13 protein-coding genes, 2 tRNA genes and 3 pseudogenes are annotated in these 14989 nt (G+C 58.5%); 14 read left to right on the forward strand and 4 right to left on the reverse strand.

All coding sequences use genetic code 11. From position 1 onward, the window contains the following. The 6 genes from ispE (at position 1) to ychF (ending at position 4571) form a co-directional block, all read left to right on the forward strand. Positions 1-852 carry a 4-(cytidine 5'-diphospho)-2-C-methyl-D-erythritol kinase gene (gene ispE, locus AC1RPZ_RS07780; RefSeq protein WP_493136395.1) on the forward strand — a complete coding sequence of 284 codons (852 nt, stop codon included), beginning with the start codon at positions 1-3 and terminating at the stop codon, positions 850-852. 37 nt (positions 853-889) lie between these two features. Further along, positions 890-964 (forward strand) — tRNA-Gln (locus AC1RPZ_RS07785). A gap of 46 nt (positions 965-1010) precedes the next feature. Then, the gene (locus AC1RPZ_RS07790; protein WP_003171603.1) at positions 1011-1952 is read left to right on the forward strand and encodes a ribose-phosphate pyrophosphokinase; all 942 of its coding nucleotides are present in this window, start codon (positions 1011-1013) and stop codon (positions 1950-1952) included. Positions 1953-2093: 141 nt separating this feature from the next. Further along, positions 2094-2693: a 50S ribosomal protein L25/general stress protein Ctc gene (locus tag AC1RPZ_RS07795; protein WP_493136397.1), complete on the forward strand. Its 600-nt coding sequence runs from the start codon at positions 2094-2096 to the stop codon at positions 2691-2693. 169 nt (positions 2694-2862) lie between these two features. Beyond that, positions 2863-3447 carry an aminoacyl-tRNA hydrolase gene (gene pth, locus AC1RPZ_RS07800; protein ID WP_493136399.1) on the forward strand — a complete coding sequence of 195 codons (585 nt, stop codon included), beginning with the start codon at positions 2863-2865 and terminating at the stop codon, positions 3445-3447. 23 nt (positions 3448-3470) lie between these two features. Next, entirely contained in the window at positions 3471-4571 is a 1101-nt protein-coding gene (gene ychF / locus AC1RPZ_RS07805) for a redox-regulated ATPase YchF (protein ID WP_493136401.1), read from the forward strand. Between the two features lie 85 nt (positions 4572-4656). Here ychF and AC1RPZ_RS07810 read toward each other — a convergent pair. Beyond that, a pseudogene (locus AC1RPZ_RS07810) lies at positions 4657-5106 on the reverse strand (MarR family winged helix-turn-helix transcriptional regulator); the annotation flags it as partial. Positions 5107-5109: 3 nt separating this feature from the next. Between AC1RPZ_RS07810 and AC1RPZ_RS07815 the strand changes: the two are divergent. Beyond that, positions 5110-5205 (forward strand): annotated as a pseudogene (locus AC1RPZ_RS07815) (thioredoxin family protein); the annotation flags it as partial. Positions 5206-5318: 113 nt separating this feature from the next. Here AC1RPZ_RS07815 and AC1RPZ_RS07820 read toward each other — a convergent pair. Continuing rightward, positions 5319-6536, reverse strand: coding sequence for an MFS transporter (locus tag AC1RPZ_RS07820; RefSeq protein ID WP_493136403.1), 1218 nt, complete (start codon positions 6534-6536; stop codon positions 5319-5321). 332 nt (positions 6537-6868) lie between these two features. Here AC1RPZ_RS07820 and AC1RPZ_RS07825 point away from each other — a divergent pair, with 332 nt between their 5' ends. Together AC1RPZ_RS07825 and AC1RPZ_RS07830 are read left to right on the forward strand one after the other, a co-directional pair. Then, positions 6869-8926: a methyl-accepting chemotaxis protein gene (locus AC1RPZ_RS07825; RefSeq protein WP_493136404.1), complete on the forward strand. Its 2058-nt coding sequence runs from the start codon at positions 6869-6871 to the stop codon at positions 8924-8926. Positions 8927-9042: 116 nt separating this feature from the next. Then, a tRNA-Met gene (locus AC1RPZ_RS07830) sits at positions 9043-9119 on the forward strand. Positions 9120-9242: 123 nt separating this feature from the next. Here the strand turns inward: AC1RPZ_RS07830 and AC1RPZ_RS07835 are convergent. Continuing rightward, on the reverse strand, positions 9243-10346 hold the full coding sequence (locus tag AC1RPZ_RS07835; RefSeq protein WP_493136406.1) for a DUF2817 domain-containing protein: 1104 nt from the start codon (positions 10344-10346) through the stop codon (positions 9243-9245). A gap of 190 nt (positions 10347-10536) precedes the next feature. Here AC1RPZ_RS07835 and ggt point away from each other — a divergent pair, with 190 nt between their 5' ends. The 3 genes from ggt to AC1RPZ_RS07850 all read left to right on the forward strand — a co-directional run bounded on the left by ggt (position 10537) and on the right by AC1RPZ_RS07850 (position 13250). After that, positions 10537-12369, forward strand: a complete 1833-nt coding sequence (gene ggt, locus AC1RPZ_RS07840) for a gamma-glutamyltransferase (RefSeq protein WP_493136407.1) — start codon at positions 10537-10539, stop codon at positions 12367-12369. Between the two features lie 203 nt (positions 12370-12572). Next, positions 12573-12875 carry a type II toxin-antitoxin system HigB family toxin gene (locus tag AC1RPZ_RS07845; protein WP_493136409.1) on the forward strand — a complete coding sequence of 101 codons (303 nt, stop codon included), beginning with the start codon at positions 12573-12575 and terminating at the stop codon, positions 12873-12875. A 3-nt stretch (positions 12876-12878) separates the two neighbouring features. Beyond that, positions 12879-13250: a helix-turn-helix domain-containing protein gene (locus tag AC1RPZ_RS07850; protein WP_262115434.1), complete on the forward strand. Its 372-nt coding sequence runs from the start codon at positions 12879-12881 to the stop codon at positions 13248-13250. A gap of 135 nt (positions 13251-13385) precedes the next feature. Here AC1RPZ_RS07850 and AC1RPZ_RS07855 read toward each other — a convergent pair. Further along, positions 13386-13544, reverse strand: a pseudogene (locus AC1RPZ_RS07855) (TOBE domain-containing protein); the annotation flags it as partial. Positions 13545-13665: 121 nt separating this feature from the next. On the opposite strand from AC1RPZ_RS07855, the gene AC1RPZ_RS07860 reads away from it, so the two are divergent. Further along, a complete protein-coding gene (locus tag AC1RPZ_RS07860) occupies positions 13666-14475 on the forward strand; it encodes an AraC family transcriptional regulator (RefSeq protein ID WP_493136411.1) in 810 nt (269 codons plus the stop codon). A gap of 77 nt (positions 14476-14552) precedes the next feature. After that, positions 14553-14921 carry a cupin domain-containing protein gene (locus AC1RPZ_RS07865; protein ID WP_493136413.1) on the forward strand — a complete coding sequence of 123 codons (369 nt, stop codon included), beginning with the start codon at positions 14553-14555 and terminating at the stop codon, positions 14919-14921. Positions 14922-14989: the final 68 nt, after the last annotated feature.

Genomic DNA, 14989 nt, shown 5'->3' on the forward strand with positions numbered 1-14989 from the left:
ATGCCTGCTACTCGCATTACCCTGCCCTCGCCAGCAAAACTCAATTTGATGCTGCACATTCTGGGTCGCCGTGAAGACGGCTACCACGAGTTGCAGACGCTGTTTCAATTTCTCGATTACGGCGACGAAATCACCTTCGCCGTGCGCGATGACGGCGTCATTCGTTTGCACACCGAGTTCGAAGGCGTCCCTCACGACAGTAATCTGATCGTCAAAGCCGCAAAAAAACTTCAGGAACAATCCGGTTGTTCGCTGGGTATTGATATCTGGATCGAAAAAATCCTGCCCATGGGCGGTGGAATCGGTGGCGGTAGCTCGAATGCGGCCACCACTTTGTTGGGCCTCAATCATCTCTGGCAACTGGGTTGGGACGAGGATCGATTGGCCGCTTTGGGCCTGACGCTTGGCGCGGACGTCCCGGTTTTCGTGCGTGGGCACGCGGCTTTCGCTGAGGGCGTGGGAGAAAAGCTCACCCCTGTAGACCCGGAAGAACCGTGGTATCTCGTGCTTGTGCCGCAAGTATCTGTAAGTACAGCAGAAATTTTTTCAGATCCACTGTTGACACGTAACTCTTCTCCCATTAAAGTGCGCCCCGTTCCCAAGGGAAACAGTCGAAATGACTGCTTACCGGTGGTAACAAGGCGTTATCCAGATGTACGTAACGCTTTGAATTTGTTAGGTAAATTTACCGAAGCAAAACTCACCGGAACTGGAAGTTGTGTGTTTGGGGGCTTCCCAAGCAAAGCTGAAGCTGATAAAGTCTCGGCCCTTCTTACAGAGACCCTTACAGGGTTTGTAGCAAAGGGAAGCAACGTTTCGATGTTGCATCGCAAGCTGCAAAGTCTGCTCTAAAAGGAACCGGGTACTGGGTACTCGTTGTAACAGATACAGGGGCGTCGCCAAGCGGTAAGGCAGCAGGTTTTGATCCTGCCATGCGTTGGTTCGAATCCAGCCGCCCCTGCCATTTTTCTATACTCATCCAGGTTACCCTCAGCCTTCAGGTACTGCGCGTGTCCAAGATGATGGTCTTTACGGGGAACGCTAACCCCGATCTGGCTCGGCGTGTCGTACGTCAGCTGCATATCCCTCTCGGTGACATTTCTGTCGGTAAGTTCTCCGACGGCGAAATCACCGCCGAGATCAATGAAAACGTCCGCGGTAAAGACGTCTTCATTATTCAGCCGACTTGCGCTCCGACCAACGATAACCTGATGGAACTCGTCGTGATGGCTGATGCCTTCCGCCGTTCCTCAGCCACTCGAATCACTGCGGTGATCCCCTACTTTGGTTATGCCCGTCAGGATCGCCGTCCGCGTTCCGCACGTGTGGCCATCAGCGCGAAAGTTGTCGCTGACATGCTTACCGTAGTCGGCATCGATCGTGTTCTCACGGTTGATTTGCATGCTGACCAGATCCAGGGTTTCTTCGATATTCCGGTAGATAACATCTACGGCTCCCCAGTACTGGTGGATGACATCGAAGACCAACGCTTCGAAAACCTGATGATCGTGTCCCCGGACATTGGCGGCGTCGTGCGTGCACGTGCTGTTGCCAAATCCCTGGGCGTGGATCTCGGGATCATCGACAAGCGCCGTGAGAAAGCCAATCACTCTGAAGTGATGCATATCATCGGTGATGTCGAAGGGCGTACCTGTATTCTGGTTGACGACATGGTCGATACCGCCGGCACCCTGTGCCATGCGGCTAAAGCCTTGAAAGAGCATGGCGCTGCCAAAGTCTTTGCCTACTGCACACACCCTGTGCTGTCGGGTCGGGCCATCGAGAACATTGAAAATTCCGTGCTGGACGAGCTGGTGGTGACTAACACCATCCCGCTGTCCGCTGCAGCACAAGCCTGTGCACGTATCCGTCAACTGGATATCGCACCGGTAGTTGCCGAAGCGGTTCGCCGCATCAGCAACGAAGAATCGATCAGCGCGATGTTCCGCTAAGGGCCCTGCCCTTCGGATACATCTCGATGACGAAAAGCGCCCCGCCCCGGCATTACTGTCGGGGCGGGGCTTTTTTGCCCATATCGCCTTTAGCGCTGGTCGCAAACGCTGGGGCGAATGTGGTTATTTTGGAGATACAACATGAACGAATTTACTCTGAATGCTGAAGTGCGTTCCGACCTGGGGAAAGGTGCGAGCCGCCGCCTGCGTCGTCTCGCAAGCCTGGTTCCAGCTGTAGTTTACGGCGGCGAAAAAGCCCCTGAATCCATCAGCATGCTGGCCAAAGAAGTTGCCAAACTGCTCGAAAACGAAGCGGCTTACAGCCACATCATCGAGCTGAACGTTGGCGGCACCAAGCAAAACGTAATCATCAAAGCCCTGCAGCGTCACCCGGCCAAAGGCCACGTGATGCACGCTGACTTCGTACGCGTTGTTGCTGGTCAGAAACTGTCCGCTCACGTTCCTGTGCACTTCATCAACGAAGCTGCTGCAGTGAAAAAAGGCGGCGAAATTTCGCACGTTGTTGCTGAAGTTGAAATTTCCTGCCTGCCAAAAGACCTGCCTGAATTCATCGAAGTCGACCTGGCTGACGCCGAAATCGGTTCGATCGTTCACCTGTCCAACATCAAGGCCCCTAAAGGCGTTGAATTTGTTGCTCTGGCTCACGGTAACGACCTGGCTATTGCCAACGTTCACGCTCCACGTGTTGCTCCAGAAGCTGCAGAAGGCGCTGCAGAGTAATTCACTCTGTACGCCGGAGTGAGCAAGTAACATCGCGGACTGGAACGTAGCGAGAAAGCGGGCGGGAACGCGGAGTTTACATAATGGTAAATGAGCATTTTTCGTCCACTTTCGCCGCACACACCTATTGCAGCGATGTTATCCACCACTCCAAAGAAGGGCCCCTGACGTGATTGCCATCAAACTGATCGTTGGCCTGGGAAATCCAGGCGCCGAATACGAACAGACCCGGCATAACGCAGGGGCCCTTTTTGTTGAGCGCATCGCGCAAGCACAAGGGATCAATCTTGTGGCCGATCGCAAATATTTCGGCCTGACCGGACGCTTCTCGCATCAGGGTCAGGATGTTCGTCTGCTGATTCCCACCACCTACATGAACCGCAGCGGCCAGGCCGTGGCGGCGCTTGCCGGGTTTTTCCGCATCAAGCCGGAAGAGATCCTGGTGGCGCATGACGAACTCGACTTGCCACCCGGCGTTGCCAAGCTCAAACAGGGCGGCGGGCACGGCGGTCACAACGGGTTGCGCGACATCATCGCGCAACTGGGCAACCAGAATACCTTTCACCGCTTGCGGCTCGGCATTGGCCACCCAGGCGTTGCCAGTATGGTTTCAAACTTTGTCCTGGGTCGTGCGCCACGCGCCGAACAGGAAAAACTCGATGCCAGCATCGACTTTGCCCTCGGCGTGCTGCCGGATATCTTCGCCGGTGAATGGAACCGCGCGATGAAAAACCTGCACAGCCAGAAGGCCTGACTCTAACTCCTCGGGGAAACACCATGGGATTCAATTGCGGCATCGTCGGCCTGCCTAACGTCGGCAAGTCCACCCTGTTCAACGCCCTGACCAAATCCGGTATCGCGGCCGAGAACTTCCCCTTCTGCACCATCGAGCCGAATACCGGGATCGTGCCGATGCCCGATGCACGTCTGGACGCCCTGGCGGCCGTCGTGATTCCGGAGCGCGTGCTGCCGACCACCATGGAGTTCGTTGACATTGCTGGCCTGGTGGCTGGCGCCTCGAAAGGTGAAGGCCTGGGCAACAAGTTCCTCGCCAACATCCGCGAGACTGATGCCATCGCCCACGTGGTCCGCTGCTTCGAAGACGAGAACGTGATTCACGTCTCCAACAGCGTCGACCCGAAACGCGATATTGAAATCATCGACCTCGAACTGATCTTCGCCGACCTCGACAGCTGCGAGAAGCAACTGCAGAAAGTCACCCGCAACGCCAAGGGCGGCGACAAGGATGCCGTGGCCCAGAAGGCCTTGCTGGAGCAACTGATTGCTCACTTCACCCTGGGTAAGCCAGCACGTAGCCTGGTCAAGAACATGGGTGCCGATGAGAAGCTGATCGTTCGCGGCTTCCACCTGCTGACCACTAAACCGGTCATGTACATCGCCAACGTTGCCGAAGACGGCTTCGAAAACAACCCACTGCTCGACGTGGTCATGGCCATTGCCGAGGAAGAAGGTGCGATAGTTGTACCGGTGTGCAACAAGATCGAAGCGGAAATTGCCGAACTTGAAGACGGCGAAGAAAAAGACATGTTCCTCGAAGCGCTTGGCCTTGAAGAACCGGGTCTGAACCGCGTGATCCGCGCCGGTTACCAAATGCTGAACCTGCAGACTTACTTCACTGCCGGCGTAAAAGAAGTCCGCGCCTGGACCGTGCGTGTCGGTGCCACTGCACCACAAGCCGCTGCCGTCATTCACACCGACTTCGAAAAAGGCTTCATCCGCGCCGAGGTCATCGCCTATGACGACTTTATCCAGTACAAGGGCGAAGCCGGCGCCAAGGAAGCCGGTAAATGGCGTCTGGAAGGCAAGGAATACATCGTCAAAGACGGCGACGTGATGCACTTCCGCTTCAACGTGTAAGCGCACTCAATAAAAACACCCCGCTGGTCGGGGTGTTTTTCTATGCGCAGGATTTGGCATTCGAGGTGAGTCCCCTGCCTCTACCTCAAGTCTCGCTGGCGAACTCGTGTTCCCAGCAAATCAACTCAATGTCTGCGTGAGCTAACGGCTCCTTTGTCAGCCCGCAAAAAGGTGCATCGGCGACGTGCTGATGAAAGCGGCAGGTCTTGCACAGGCCGAAGCTGGGCACGTCTTCGGTACGCTGAACATTGCGCAACAGCTCTGCCAGCAGAGACTCCAGCTCCACAGCCTGCGCGCCCATTCTCTGGGTGGCGTCGCGCAGAAACTCCGGCGGCATCACCGCGCCCAGAAGCACCCTCGCCTCTTCGGTCAATTCCAGGTGCACGCTGCGCTTATCGTTTGCATCCTGGGTCTTGACGATCAGCCCCTTGGCTTCAAGCGCCTTGAGCGATTGCGACACCGTGCCCTTGGTCAGTCCCAAATAGTCGGTCACGGCCAAAGGCGTGTTGGAGTAACGATTGCAGCGCGCCAGGTACAAGCAGAGGCTGTCGGGGTCAAGTCGGTACCTGCGCTGGTGGTCGAAGGTCAGGTGTTGCACCTGAACTTTGGCGCCGCGCTTGCCGACCTGAAATAAACAGGTCACTGGATCGCCACGTCCCGTGCATTGGCCCTTGACGTGGCGAACCTGAACGCAAAAATAAAGGCGCCCACAGAATCGTCAGCGCCTTTGTTTCACAAGGATTCAGGTCAGGCTTTTCTGGTCCTCGGCAAAAAGATCGCCAACACCCCAAACAACGGCAGGAACGAACACAGCCTGTACACGTATTCAATGCCGTGAGTGTCCGCCAGATGCCCCAGCAGCGCCGCACCAATCCCGCCGAAACCGAACATCAAACCGAAGAACACCCCAGCAATCATCCCAACATTTCCCGGCACCAGTTCCTGCGCATAAACCACAATGGCCGAGAACGCGGAGGCCAGGATGAAACCGATCACCACGCTCAAGACACTGGTCCAGAACAGATCAACGTGAGGCAGGATCAAGGTAAACGGTGCAACGCCAAGGATCGAGAACCAGATCACCGCCTTACGGCCGATCTTGTCGCCAATCGGCCCACCGAAGAAGGTCCCCGCCGCGACCGCCCCAAGAAACAGGAACAGGTGCAGCTGCGAACTGGCCACCGACAGGTCGAATTTTTCGATCAGGTAGAAGGTGAAATAACTGGTGAGGCTGGCCATGTAGAAATACTTGGAGAACACCAGCAGTCCGAGTACCACCAAGGCACTGATCACCCGGCCCTTCGACAACCCATGAGTCGCCGCCTGGCCTTGCCTGAGCTTGAACAGACTCAAGTGGTTGGCGTACCAACGGCTGATGCCATACAGCACCACCAACGCAAACACTGCAAACAATCCGAACCAAGCGACGTTGCCCTGACCGAACGGAATGATGATCGCCGCCGCCAGCAACGGCCCGAACGCTGAACCGGCGTTGCCACCGACCTGGAAGGTCGACTGCGCCAGGCCAAAACGCCCGCCCGAGGCCAACCGCGCCACGCGAGAAGCCTCCGGGTGAAAGGTCGAGGAGCCGACCCCGATCAACCCCGCCGCCAACAGAATCAGCGGAAAACTGCCGGCCTGAGACATCATCAGAATACCGATCAAGGTGCAGACCATCCCCGTCGGCAGCAGATACGGCTTGGGATGGCGGTCGGTGTAATAACCGACCCACGGCTGCAACAACGATGCCGTGAGCTGAAAGGTCAAGGTGATCAGGCCAACCTGGGTGAAGGTCAGCCCGTAATTGGCCTTGAGCATCGGGTAAATCGACGGCAGCACCGACTGAATCAGGTCGTTGATCAAATGCGCCAGCGCCACCGCGCCGATGATTCGCATGACCAACGGGCTGCTTTGCGAAGTCGCGAGTGCCGGCGATGCGGCAGTTTGAGCGTTACTGGTGGCCATGAGCGTTTCCATACGGCGTAAGGGAGAGCACTTGCAGGTGCGCCAATGTGCCATTTTTCAGTGCAGCAACGCCATCCCCTTAGCCTGCTAACGACCTCCGGATTGTCGACCGTTACGTAATAGCGCAGTGCCATGGTCTGAATCTTGCCTTGTTTATCCGCTTCAACGCGGCCCCTTACAAAGGGGATCGAGAATGGGAAGTTTCACCACAGCGCCGGTCTTACATGACCCGTCGAAGTGAACTTTCGAGGCCTTTTATGAGGGCACGGGTAGCGGTCACAACGCCGCGACCGCACGCCAATGGTGCGTGGTGCCCAGAGGAGTAGTCGGGCATGCAGGCTTTTCTGGCACCGGGGATTGGACTGCTTGGGCGTTTCGGTTTCGCCCGCAAGTTTCAGTTGTTGTTTCTGCTGTTTATCCTGCCGCTGGCGGGCAGCCTGTGGATGATTGGCCAGGATTACCGCGACAAGCTCAGCCTGATTGCTGGCGAGCGTGCCGGCGTGCGCCAGTTGATAGCCCTCGATGCGCTGGACAACCTGCTCGCCGCCCAGCGTGACCGCGCCGCTCGTTGGCGCGCCACCGAAACCAATCGCCAGCCAACACCGGCCACCGTCGCCGCGATGGCCGCGTTCGATGCGGTGCAGCCTGTACTGAATCAAGCCGTCAACGATTTGGGTCATGCACTGACAACCGAAGGGGCCGAGGCCGACACCCTGAGTCGTTATCAAACCCTGCAAACCGCGCTCAACGGTCTGGACTCGAAAAGCCTGAGCAGCGTCGGTTGGTGGCCGGACGGCTATGAACGCTTCACTGCGGCCCTCAGCGCGCTGCAAGCACTGCGCGAACAGATCGCCATGGACAACCGCCTGACGCTGGCGCCGTGGCTGGAAACGTACTTGCTGACGCAGATCTCGAGCCAACACGCGCCCGATCTGATCGAACGGGTCGGGCGCCTCGCCAGTATCGGTCAGGCGTCGGTGGTGTCCGGACAATTCTCACTGCAAAGCCGTCTGCAACTGCGCGACTTGCGCGGTCGCATTGGCGACGCTCGCGAGCAACTGATCAAGACTGGCAGCCTGCTCGAAGCACGGCTGCCAAGTGCGTTGCAGGCTTGGGCCGGGCAATACCACGACAGCCTCAAGCATCTGGACGCCGGATTGAAAGGCCTGGATGACGGCATGTTCGGCGCCAGCATTACACTTAAACCAGACGACTTCGAGCGCAACCTCGACGCCCTCCTCACTGACCTCGCCTCGCTGCGTCAGCAATCGCTGGTGTCACTGGATCAGCGTCTGGATTACTACCACGGCTCAGCCATCCGCCAGTTCATCCTGGTGGCAAGCGTCCTCGGTTGCCTGTTATTGGCTGCGCTGTACCTGTTCATTTGTTTGCAGGCTTCGATCCGCCGCAGCGCCAGTGGCATCACGTTGCTCGCCGAAGCCCTGCGCGATGGCAATCTGAGCCTGCAAGTGCCGGTGCATGGTCGCGATGAGCTGGCAGCGATCAGCACCGCGCTCAACGTTGCAGTGGTGCAACTGCGCACCAGCCTGCTGGGGGTCGATCACGAAACCCTGCAACTGAGCAACGCGGTGCGAGCCCTCAATATTCACGCCAGCGGCGCCTTCGGTGAAGTCGAGGCCCAACAGTTGCAGATCAGCCAGATCGCCGCAGCAGCCACGCAACTGGCCGCGACCTCGCAGGGGGTCGCCCAGAGTTGCGAACAGGCTTCAGGCAGCGCTCAGCAGACCCAGCGCATTGCCGCCGAGAGCAGCCGTGACAGCCAACGCACCACGGCGAGCATTCAGCAGCTCAATCAGCGGCTGAACGACACCGCCGCCGCACTGGGTCGGGTCAGTGAACAAGGGCAGCAGATTCAACTGGTGGTGGACACTATTCGCGGTGTTGCCGAACAGACCAACCTGTTAGCGCTCAATGCCGCCATCGAAGCCGCCCGTGCCGGCGAACAAGGACGAGGCTTTGCGGTGGTCGCCGATGAAGTGCGCAGTCTGTCGCAACGCACCCAATCCTCCACCGCGCAGATCGCCGGTACCGTCGACAGCCTGCGCAGCACCGTCAACGAAGCTGTGAGCCTGATGGAAGCCGCCTGCGGCCAGGCACAGACCGACGCGCAAGCGGTCACTGGTCTCGGCGAACGCTTGGGGGAAATCGCCAGCGCGGTGCAAAGCGTCACCGATACCCTGGCGCAGATCGCCACTGCAGTAGAAGAGCAAGCCAGCACGGCCGATGAGGTCAGTGGCAACATCCAGCAAGTCGATCAGGCCGCCGTGCGCCTGCTCGAAGGCGCACGGGCAGTGAACCTCGCGGCGGACACTTTGAGTTCGGGCAGCAAGGCGTTGAGCGAGAATACTGGGCGGTTTCAGCTGGTTTGAAGCCGTAAACTCATTGCTTTTTACCGGGCAGTTCGATAACCGGTTGAAAGCGTAGAGAAATATTTTAGATTTACGCTTGACACATCATCGTTCCGAGCCAATAATGCGCGCCACTTGGCTACATAGCTCAGTTGGTTAGAGCATAGCATTCATAATGCTGGGGTCCGGGGTTCAAGTCCCTGTGTAGCCACCAAGTACTAAAAACGGCTTACCGAAAGGTAGGCCGTTTTTTTATGCCTGAAGAAAAGTACCCGACCCACCGGCGGCTCACATCGCGATGTGAGCCGCCGTGTTCATCAAGCGCCGAGGCGTTCGACTATATCGTGGGCAACGCAGACAAGGCCTTCTCCCAGATCTGTCGGGTGCGAACCCAGACCATTTCCTGCCAGTCAGTGTCGGCGGGATAGAACTGCTCAACCAGATTCAGCTTGATCTCGCGCCCCACGGCATCACTCGGATCACCGTGCAGGTGCAACCAGTGATCGTCACGTAGATGAGCATGAACCGCCTCTCCCGGGTAAGTGCCGCATTCGATGACAAACGGCATCAGGCGTACCTGCGGCAGCGCATCGAGCAACGCCTGTGAGGTATAGCCAGTGGCCGATGCAGCAATCCCGGTTTCGCTCTGGGTCTGCGCGCCGGTCTGTATGGTATAGAGCCACGGACCGTAAATGGCCTGCGCCTGTTCCAGTGCCGGGTAGGCCTCTTGGGTAACGGTCAGCAGCATCGGATGGCCGTATTCTCCTGCGCCAGAGTGCAGATCGAAACACATGGCGACCTCGGCCCGAGAGAGATGCGCGGCAATGATCTGATGCAAAGTCCGGTTCGACCAGCTCGGCGCCAGCCCACCGTAAAACAGACCGTCGGGATGGCTGTGCTGGCCGCCCTCGACAATCGACATCACTGCCGGCCAGCCATGCTCGCGCAACTGTGCGGCGAGCAAGGCATCGGCGCGATCACGCTCCGGGCCGTGCAACTGGGTGAAGGCATAAATCTCGTGCAACGCTGCATAGGCCTGATTGTCGGGCAGCGGGCGATCGAAGTTCAGGTGGTTGCGATTCAGGTCGATGTTGTCTTCGTTGACGCGACGCAGCCACGCCGTGCCCCAAGGGTTGATCAAGTGGATCATCACCACCGCGACATCGGCGGGCAGTGGGCGTTTGCCGAACTCGTTCAGCCAGTTGATCTGGCACTCCGAACCGTAGAAACCTTCAACCCCGTGAGTACCGCTCAGTGCCACCAGCAGGCGCTTTGCGCCGGGGTCGCCGAGCACCGCCACATCAGTGCTCAGAGACTCGCCAAATGGCCCCTTGAGTGGATGCGGGTACTCGGTCAACCGGGCGCCGGCTGCGGTCGCTGCCGCCAGGAATTGTTCGCGCTGCGAACGGTAACTTGGCTGCGTTGGGAACTCGATCTGCATGTCGGCCTCTTGTTGTTATTGACTTGTTATTAGCGAAGATCTCGCGCCCCCGACCCTACAGAAAAACCCCGCACTGAAGAAGGGCAAAGGTGCCCATCCATCGATCAATACGCACAAAGCCAGCGTTGCAGCTGACGCCTTCGGCCGATACAGTCCGCTGATCGTTTATCCCACGGACGGAGTACCCCACGTGTTCCCAGCCTTTCATTTGAGCCGCTACCGCCTGGCGGCCCTCTCGCTGATAGCCACCGCGCTGACCCTTGCCGCTTGTAATGTCCCGCCCGTCAGCACCTTGCCGGTGGCCCCGGAAATTGCCTCGGGTTATCGCACCGACCTGCACACCCAGTACGCCTCCAGACACATGGCCGCAGCCGCCAACCCACTGGCAGCCGCAGCGGGACGGGAGATGCTGCGCCAGGGTGGCTCGGCAATAGACGCCGCTATCGCCATGCAAGCAGTGCTGACGCTGGTTGAGCCGCAATCCTCGGGGATCGGTGGCGGCGCGTTGATCGTGCTCTGGGATGGCAAGGCGGTGCGCACCTACGATGGCCGTGAAACCGCGCCCGCTGGTGCGACTGAAAAACTTTTCCTGCAAGCCGACGGTAAACCCATGCCGTTCCCCGATGCGCAGATGGGTGGTCGGTCGGTTGCCACACCGGGCGTGTTGCGCGCGCTGGAACTGGCCCATCAAAAGTACGGCCGCCTGCCATGGGCGAAGTTGTTCGAACCGGCCATTGCCTTGGCAGAAAAGGGCTTTGCGATCTCGCCACGCCTGCACACGATGATCGCCTCCGATCCGTTCCTGCCGCGCTCGCCCGACATGGCTGCGTACTTCCTGAATGCCGATGGCAGCCCGAAAGCCGTAGGTACGCTGCTGAAAAACCCGGCACTGGCCAAGGTCCTCAAACGCATTGCCGCAGAAGGACCGAGTGCGCTGTATCAAGGTCCGATTGCTCAGGAGATCGTCGCCAAGGTTCAGGGTAATGCCAACCCCGGCAGCCTGTCGTTGAACGACCTCAAAGGCTACAGCGCCAAAGAGCGTGCTCCGCTGTGCACCGACTACAAGCGCTGGCAAGTGTGCGGCATGCCACCGCCATCATCGGGCGGGATCGCTATTGCGCAGATTCTCGGCACCTTGCAGGTACTCGAAAGCTACGACAGTCGCTTCGCTCTGGCACGACTGAAACCACTCAAGAGCAACAAACCGGCAGGTATCGAACCTGCGCCTGAAGCCGTGCACCTGATCGCCGAGGCCGAGCGCCTGGCTTACGCCGACCGCGCGCAGTACGTCGCCGACTCGGACTTCGTACCGGTCCCGGTCGCCGGCCTGGTCTCCCCCGCCTACCTGGCCAGTCGTGCGACGTTGATCGGTTTACGCAGCATGGGCAGCGCCAAACCTGGCACGCCACCGGGCATTCAGGTGGCGTACGCTCCTGATCGCTCGCCGCTGCGGATCTCGACCTCGCAAGTGGTTGCCGTCGACGATCAGGGTGGTGCCGTGTCGATGACCACCACCGTTGAAGCCGCCTTCGGCTCGCACCTGATGGTCCAGGGTTTCATGCTCAACAATCAGATGACCGACTTCTCGTTCATCCCCGAAGAAAACGGCCAACCCGTGGCCAACCGCGTCGAACCCGGCAAACGCCCGCGTTCGTCCATGGCACCGACGCTGATCTTCGATCGTCAAAGCGGCGAGTTGGTCGCGACGCTCGGTTCGCCCGGTGGTTCGCAAATCATCGAGTACGTCGCCAAGTCGGTGATTGGCATGCTCGACTGGAACCTCGACCCGCAAGCCGCCATCAGCCTACCCAACTTCGGCAGCCGTAACGGCCCGACCGAACTGGAACAAGGTCAATTCAGCCCGGCGCTGATCCAGGCCCTCAAGGACAAAGGGCATACGGTCAATCAAATCGACATGACCAGCGGCACTCAGACCATCGTTCGGGTGCGTGATGCGCAGGGCAAAGCGTCCTGGGCGGGTGGAGCGGACCCACGACGCGAAGGTGAAGCATTGGGGGATTGATTGGAACTGGAAACGAGAAAGGGCTTACCGCGAGGTAGGCCCTTTTTTATGGGTAAAGGCTCTGGATCATTCCGCGCCTCAGCCTTTACCTGACATTCATGAGCTTGGCCAACGCATAAGATCTTCAATGCTCGACAAGTCCTTACATCGCTTCTTATTTTCGTAGCCTTGCAACAGTCCCAGCACGGGACTAGGATCACCTCATGAGAATTATCGCTATCAGTCACATGAAAGGATTCTGGGAAAAATTCCCTGACTCAGAGCAGTCATTCCTGGCCTGGATTGACGAAGCAAAGAGCGCGAACTGGGCAGCCCCTGCGGATATCAAGGCCCATTTTGGCAGCGCCAGTATCCTCAAGAGCCGTAGGGTCGTGTTCAACATCAAAGGCAACGACTATCGACTCGTTGTTGCCGTGGCTTACCGCTTCGGGGCCGTTTACATAAAATTTGTCGGCACCCACCAGCAGTACGACGCTATCGACGCCGATACCGTTGAAATGGAGTAACCCATGAATATTCGTCCGATTCACACCGAACAGGACTACCGTGCTGCCCTCAAGGAAGTGTCTGCGCTATTTGACAACGAACCCGAACCAGGCACGCCTGAAGGTGACTACTTCGACGTCATGATCACCCTCATTCAGGCCTACGAAGCGAAGCAGTTCCCGGTTGACCTGCCCAACCCGATCGATGCGATCAAATTTCGCATGGAACAGTCAGGCTTGTCGGCCGCTGATCTGGCGCCAGCCATTGGCCGGACAAACAGAGTGTATGAGGTGCTGAACGGCAAACGTGCATTGACGCTGCCGATGATCTGGAAACTCCATGAGCTGTTCGGGATTCCGGCAGAGAGCCTGATCAAACCCGTCAGAGGAATTTGAGCCGTGGATGGTTGCCGGCCGCTGGCATTACGCCAAACGAATGTGGAATTCACAGCGCGACCGAGTTGTACATCCCGCTGAAAAACTGGCAGCCCTGCAGAGGCGACTTCTTCCACCTCTGCAACGCCGCTGATATCAGGCTGGCACACCCAGAATGATGTGCAAGGCCTTGATCACTGCGGTGGTGCTGACGCCAGGCGCCAGGCCCAATTGCGCAACAGCTTCACGGGTAACGATCGAGTAGACCTCGGAGCCGCCGTCAAGCCGGATCACCACTTCGGCATTCACCGCGCCAGTTGCAGACTCATGCACTCACATAGACCCACGCCTCAATTGCGCCGGTTATCCGGCTGACAGCCAGCACGCACCTGAGCTACCGTGTTCGTCACCGCATACCCGGCAATGACGACTTCCCATGGGCAAGCAAAAAAACCTCACCGACTGGTTCCAGCGAGCCCCCGATTCGGGCGGGCTGGAGCGTATCGAGGCGTTTTTCTCGGGCCATGGTTACGACCTTCATCGCCACGACACCTACGCCATCGGCCGCACGCTGTCCGGTGTGCAACGTTTTCAGTATCGCGGGGGCTGGCGGCATAGCTTGCCGGGCGGGACCATGGTGCTGCACCCGGACGAAGTCCACGATGGCGAGGCCGGGACCGAGGACGGTTTCAAATACCGGATGCTCTACGTCGAACCGGCACTGATCCAGCAGATGCTCGGTGGCCAGCCGTTGCCCTTTATCAAAACTGGGATATCCACTGATCCACGCTTGTTCGCGGCGACCGAAGTGTTGCTGCAAAGCATTGATCGTCCTCTCGATCCGCTGGAGCAACAGGATGCGCTGTTTGATCTGGCGCAGGCGATGAGCGCCGTGTCCGGAGTGCCTGCCTATCGCCAGAGTTTCGATTATCTGGCGGCGGAGCGCGCTCGCGAGTTCATGCTCAGCGCCCTCGACCAACCCGTGACCCTGGACCAATTGGCCGAACACAGCGGACGCGATCGCTGGAGTCTGTCGCGGGACTTTCGCTTGCTGTTCGGCACCAGTCCTTACCGCTACCTGACCATGCGCCGCCTGGACCTGGTGCGTTCGTTGCTGATTCAAGGTGAATCCCTGACCAACGCCGCGCTGATTGCCGGCTTCAGTGATCAGAGCCACATGACCCGGCAATTTGGCAAGACCTACGGCCTGTCACCCGCCCGCTGGATGAAAATGCATCGCTCGTAAGCCACGCACAATCGTGCAAGAAGTACGCAGCCGCGCTGGCTATCGTGGGTTCACAATCCGCCAACGGGAACCATGCCATGCAGCCGTATCAAAGTCTGAACCTCGCCCACAAACTTGCGCAGATCAACGAGCACTGGTCGCCCCGGGTCATCGCCGAAATGAACGACTACCAATTCAAGGTGGTGAAGCTGCTGGGGGATTTCATCTGGCACGATCATCAGGACACCGATGAGACCTTTATCGTCCTTGAAGGCCAATTGCGCATCGACTTTCGCGACGGTCAGGTGCTGGTGTCCCAAGGCGAAATGTACGTGGTACCCAAGGGCGTCGAGCACAAGCCGTTTGCCGAGCAGGAAGTCAAACTGCTACTGATCGAACCCAAGGGCGTACTCAATACCGGGAGCGAAGGTGGTGAGCGTACGGCGCTGAATGATCTGTGGATCTAACCGCGCCGACAACCGGAGATCCCCGCCCTCAATCGCTCAGGTTTTTTCCGGTCACCGGATCGCCAATC

Source organism: Pseudomonas sp. GW822-FHT02D10 (assembly GCF_058802345.1).

Bases quoted from the DNA above. Each gene is read 5' to 3' on its own strand.
- ispE (WP_493136395.1), top strand. From the start codon at position 1: ATGCCTGCTACTCGCATTACCCTGCCCTCGCCAGCAAAACTCAATTTG.
- AC1RPZ_RS07795 (WP_493136397.1), top strand. From the start codon at position 2,094: ATGAACGAATTTACTCTGAATGCTGAAGTGCGTTCCGACCTGGGGAAA.
- ychF (WP_493136401.1), top strand. From the start codon at position 3,471: ATGGGATTCAATTGCGGCATCGTCGGCCTGCCTAACGTCGGCAAGTCC.
- AC1RPZ_RS07820 (WP_493136403.1), bottom strand. From the start codon at position 6,536: ATGGCCACCAGTAACGCTCAAACTGCCGCATCGCCGGCACTCGCGACT.
- AC1RPZ_RS07825 (WP_493136404.1), top strand. From the start codon at position 6,869: ATGCAGGCTTTTCTGGCACCGGGGATTGGACTGCTTGGGCGTTTCGGT.
- AC1RPZ_RS07835 (WP_493136406.1), bottom strand. From the start codon at position 10,346: ATGCAGATCGAGTTCCCAACGCAGCCAAGTTACCGTTCGCAGCGCGAA.
- AC1RPZ_RS07845 (WP_493136409.1), top strand. From the start codon at position 12,573: ATGAGAATTATCGCTATCAGTCACATGAAAGGATTCTGGGAAAAATTC.
- AC1RPZ_RS07850 (WP_262115434.1), top strand. From the start codon at position 12,879: ATGAATATTCGTCCGATTCACACCGAACAGGACTACCGTGCTGCCCTC.
- AC1RPZ_RS07860 (WP_493136411.1), top strand. From the start codon at position 13,666: ATGGGCAAGCAAAAAAACCTCACCGACTGGTTCCAGCGAGCCCCCGAT.
- AC1RPZ_RS07865 (WP_493136413.1), top strand. From the start codon at position 14,553: ATGCAGCCGTATCAAAGTCTGAACCTCGCCCACAAACTTGCGCAGATC.